We start from the raw sequence: 4,989 nt of genomic DNA, 5'->3' as shown, positions 1-4,989 counted from the left end.
GAAATAAAGAGGATAATATAGATAAAAGTTTTTCAAAAGATGAGAATATATATGAGAAAGGTTTACCATTGACTTTAAAGGAGTATGAGGAAGATATAATAAGAAGAGCTATTATGGAGGCTAAGGGGAATTACTCTAAAGCGGCTAGGTTACTAAAAATTCCAAAGCAAACTTTTCAAAATAAAATAAAAAAATATAATATAGAAAAAGAATTTGTACTAAAATAAGTTTAAAGTCCCAAATTTGATACTTTTAAGTATTAAATTTGGGACTTTATTTTATATAATATCCACTAAAACAGTAGAAATTAAATTGAATTATTAAGATAATACCTATAAAAATAAGAAAATATCAAATATTTAGGGATATAAGATATAGTTAATTATTTATCAATATTGTTAAAAGTTTGGCATAGACATTGCTTTATATATTGATATATAGATAAATCATATAAAAACTCAATCTTTGAATACGCATTAAATAATAGAAACTTGTGATTTAGTTTCAATTATCATGTGGTTTATCTATAAGTAGAGTAAGGTCTTTCATAATTATTTTGGAGGGGGAATTATGTCTATAATTTTTAACATACAAAAGTATTCAATTCACGATGGACCAGGAATAAGAAGTACTGTGTTCTTTAAAGGATGTCCTTTAAAGTGTAAGTGGTGTCATAATCCAGAGAGTCAAAGCTTTAAAAGAGAAATTATGTTTTATAAAGATAGATGCATAGGATGTAATTATTGTGTAAATGCATGTAAGAATGAAGCACTATACTTAAATGAAGAAAATATAGTTTTTAATAAAGATAAATGTATAGAATGTGGAGAATGTTGTGAAGCATGTCCAACTAATGCTAGAGATTTCGTTGGAAAGAATATGACTTTAGATGAGGTCTTTAATGAAATTCTAAAGGATAAAATTTTTTATGATGAATCAAAAGGGGGAGTTACATTTTCAGGTGGGGAGCCTTTAAGTCAGGGGAAGGAACTAAAAGATATTATAGAAAAATGTAAGGAAAGGAAGATTCATGTCACATTAGATACCAGTGGTTATGCTAGTGAGGAAATTCTAAGGGAAGTATGTGAGGATGTAGATTTAATATTATATGATTTAAAGGTTATAGATAATGAAAAACATAAGGAATATATAGGGGTAGATAACAAGATAATATTAGAAAATTTAAAAATCTTAGTAAAATTAAATAAAAGAATATTTATAAGAATACCATTAATACCAGGAGTAAATAGTAATAAAAGTGATATAGAAGACTATATAAAATTTTTAAAAGATACGGGAGGAATAGAAGAGATAGATATTCTTCCTTATCATAATATATCTAGTGAAAAGTACAATAGATTAGATAAAGAATATGAACTTAATCATGTAAAAGTACCGGAAGAAGAAATGTTAAGTAGTATAAAAGAAGCTTTTGAAATTCAAGGTTTTAAAGTAAAGATTGGGGGGTAAATATTATGCGTGAAAGAATTAAAAGATTAAGAGAAAAGAGTTTAGAGGCAATACCAAGTATCTCTATTGAAAGAGCAAGGATAATTACAGAAACTTATAAGACTCGCTATGGAAAGGTATCTATACCTGTTTTAAGAGCACTAAGTCTAAAGGATATATGTGAGAAAAAGACTATATTTATAGATGAGGATGACTTAATAGTTGGAGAAAGGGGACCAAAACCAAAGGCTACTCCAACTTATCCAGAGATATGTTGCCATACTTTAGAAGATTTAAGGGTTATGGATAGTCGTGAAAAAACCTTTTTCAAGGTTTCAGAAGATATATATGAGATACAGGAAAAAGAGATAATTCCATATTGGAATGGTAAATCTATAAGAGATAAGATTTTAAATGAAATGACTGATGAGTGGAAGGATTGCTATTACTCTGGAATATATACAGAGTTTATGGAACAAAGAGGACCAGGGCATACTGTTGGGGATAAAAAGATATTTAATAGAGGATTTTATGAAGTTATAGAGCTAATTGATAAAGAGATAAAAAATTTAGATTATTTGAATGATCCTAATGCTTATGATAAGCAAGAGGAACTCAAAGCTATGAAGATAACTTGTGAGGCAGTTATAACTTTCGCTAAGAGACATGGAGATTTAGCAAAGAAGATGTCAGAAAAAGAGAAGGATGAAAAGAGAAGAGAGGAACTTTTAAAAATAGCAGATGTTTGTTATAAGGTACCTGGAAATAGACCAGAAACCTTCCATGAAGCTATACAAGGATATTGGTTTGTACATTTAACTATAATAACAGAAATGAATATATGGGATGCCTTCAGCCCAGGAAGATTCGACCAACATCTGAATCCATTTTATAAAAATGACTTAGAAAATGGAATTATTAATAGAGAGGATGCAGTAGAGCTTCTTCAATCTATGTGGGTTAAGTTTAATAATCAACCATCAACTCCAAAGGTTGGGGTTACATTAAAGGAAAGTGGAACTTATACCGACTTTGCTACTATAAATATAGGTGGATTAAGCAGTGATGGAGGGGATGGAGTAAATGAAGTGTCCTATATTCTATTAGATGTAGTAGATTCAATGAAATTATTACAACCTAATAGTAATATACAGCTTTCAAAGAAAAATCCTCATGATTTTATAAAAAGAGGAACAGAAATAATAAGAGAAGGGTGGGGACAGCCACCAGTATTTAATAGTGATTCAGTTTGCCAAGAACTTGTAAGACAAGGAAAGAGAATAGAGGATGCAAGAGAAGGTGGAACTTCAGGATGTGTAGAGACAGGAGCTTTTGGTAAAGAGGCCTATATATTAACGGGATACTTTAACCTTGTAAAAGTTCTTGAAATAACCTTAAATAATGGGGTTGATCCTATGACAGGAAAGAAATTAGGACTAGAAACTGGAAATCCTAAAAAGTTTAAATCCTTTGAGGATTTATTTGAAGCATATAAATCCCAATTACATCACTTTATAAATATAAAGATAAGAGGAAATAATGTAATTGAGAGATTATATATGAAAGAGATGCCATGTCCTTTCTTATCTACTGTAATAGATGATTGTATAACAAATGGGGTAGACTATAATAGTGGAGGAGCAAGATATAATTCAAATTATATTCAAGGAGTTGGAATTGGAACTTTAACAGACTGCTTTGCATCTTTAAAGTACAATGTTTATGATAAAAAGAGAGTTACCATGGAGGAATTATTAGATACTTTAAAGAATAACTTTAAGGATAAGGAACCTTTAAGACAATTGTTTTTAAATAAAACTCCTAAGTATGGAAATGATGATGATTATGCAGATGATATAATGAAGCTTTGTTTTGATACTTACTATAATGAAGTCAATGGAAGGAAGTCTATAAGAGGAGGAACTTATAGGATAAATATGCTTCCAACAACCTGTCATATATATTTTGGAGAAGTTACAGGAGCTACACCGGATGGAAGGTTTAGTTCAGAGCCACAATCAGAAGGTATATCACCTACTGGAGGAGCTGATAGACTTGGACCAACAGCAGTTATAAAATCAGCAGCTAAGATGGATCATTTAAAGACTGGAGGTACCCTATTAAATCAAAAATTTACCCCAAGTGTACTTCAAGGAGATGAAGGTCTTGAAAAGCTTTGCCACTTAATAAGAGCTTATTTTAAGATGGATGGTCATCATATACAATTTAATGTAATAAATAAAGATACTTTAAAGGAAGCTCAAAAGAATCCGGAAGCTTATAAGGACTTAATAGTTAGAGTTGCTGGATATAGTGATTATTTCTGTGACCTTGGAAAATCACTTCAAGATGAAATAATAAATAGGACAGAACAAGAGATATTTTAAGAAAAAACCCTATGAAGTCTTAAGAGGCTTCATAGGGTTTAAGATAAAGGAGAGGATTTAGATGGATAAGATATTAGGGTTTATAGGCTGTGGAAATATGGCTAGTGCAATAATTGGAGGGATAGTTAAGGGCGGAATAGCTAAGGCGGAGAACATAATAGCTTCTGATGGATATAAAGGAAGTCTTGATAAGGCTAAGGAATCTTTTGGAATAAGAGCAGCTTTAAATGATAATTTATCAGTAGCAAAGGAAGCTGATATTATAATTTTAGCAGTAAAGCCTAATGTATATGGAGCTGTTATAGAAGAGATAAGGGATTCTGTTAAAGAGGATGTAATCATAGTAACTATTGCTGCTGGTATAAGTATAGATTTTGTTGAGAAGGGTTTTGGAAGAAAGATTAAAGTTGTTAGGACAATGCCAAATACAGCAGCATTAATATCAGAAAGTATGACTGCATTGTGTAAGAATGAACAGGTTAGTGATGAGGAATTTAATAAGGTTATAAGTATATTTGATGGAGTGGGTAAAACAGAGACTATAGATGAAAAACTTATGGAAGCAGTAGTTTGCGTAAATGGATCATCACCAGCATATATTTATATGTTCCTTGAAGCTATGGGAGATGGAGGGGTTCTTCAAGGGTTACCTAGAGATAAGGCATATAAAATGGCAGCACAAGCTATGATAGGAGCTGCAAAAATGCTTTTAGATACAGGAAAGCATCCCGGAGAACTTAAAGATATGGTATGCTCTCCAGCCGGAACAACTATAGAGGCAGTATATAGCTTAGAAAAAAATAATTTTAGAGGAACAGTTATAGAGGCCATGGTAGAGTGTACTAAAAAAGCTAATAAGATGGCAGGAAAATAATAAAGCTGAGGCTATGCCTCAGCTTTAAGTTTTATATAGGTATTTGGATTTTGTTTTTTGGAAGTAATGTTGGTTTAAAGAGAATTTTACAAACGTTTTCACAAGATTATTATAAGATACTTTTTTATTAAAATCAATAACTTTTTATTAAAATACATAATTTTTACTTTATCTGCAAAGAGTAATATAAAAATACTATAAATTACAAGGAGAAACATATGAATAAAACCATAAAAAGTTTATTTCTTATCTTCATTACTTGCATATTTATTATTACCC

General features: G+C 30.6%; 4 protein-coding genes. All 4 read left to right on the top strand.

Annotated features, from left to right (window positions below; all coding sequences use genetic code 11):
- Positions 1-227 (top strand): helix-turn-helix domain-containing protein (locus AB2369_RS11275; RefSeq protein WP_367666578.1); only part of this gene is annotated, 227 nt, incomplete at its 5' end.
- Between the two features lie 343 nt (positions 228-570).
- Complete coding sequence (locus AB2369_RS11270) at positions 571-1,470, top strand: trans-4-hydroxy-L-proline dehydratase activase (RefSeq protein WP_367666577.1); 900 nt, start codon at positions 571-573, stop codon at positions 1,468-1,470.
- Between the two features lie 2 nt (positions 1,471-1,472).
- Complete coding sequence (hypD, locus tag AB2369_RS11265; protein ID WP_367666579.1) at positions 1,473-3,836, top strand: trans-4-hydroxy-L-proline dehydratase; 2,364 nt, start codon at positions 1,473-1,475, stop codon at positions 3,834-3,836.
- A gap of 61 nt (positions 3,837-3,897) precedes the next feature.
- Positions 3,898-4,710: a pyrroline-5-carboxylate reductase gene (gene proC / locus AB2369_RS11260; RefSeq protein ID WP_367666576.1), complete on the top strand. Its 813-nt coding sequence runs from the start codon at positions 3,898-3,900 to the stop codon at positions 4,708-4,710.
- Positions 4,711-4,989 lie beyond the last annotated feature (279 nt).

Origin of the sequence: Clostridium sp., from assembly GCF_040797585.1 — a bacterium.
Taxonomy (GTDB): domain Bacteria; phylum Bacillota; class Clostridia; order Clostridiales; family Clostridiaceae; genus Clostridium_Z.
Note: the sequence above shows the minus strand (reverse complement) of the source record. Positions and strands in the feature narration are given on the sequence as shown.

Coding starts and splice junctions, on each gene's coding strand:
- AB2369_RS11270 (WP_367666577.1), top strand. CDS start 571: ATGTCTATAATTTTTAACATACAAAAGTATTCAATTCACGATGGACCA.
- proC (WP_367666576.1), top strand. CDS start 3,898: ATGGATAAGATATTAGGGTTTATAGGCTGTGGAAATATGGCTAGTGCA.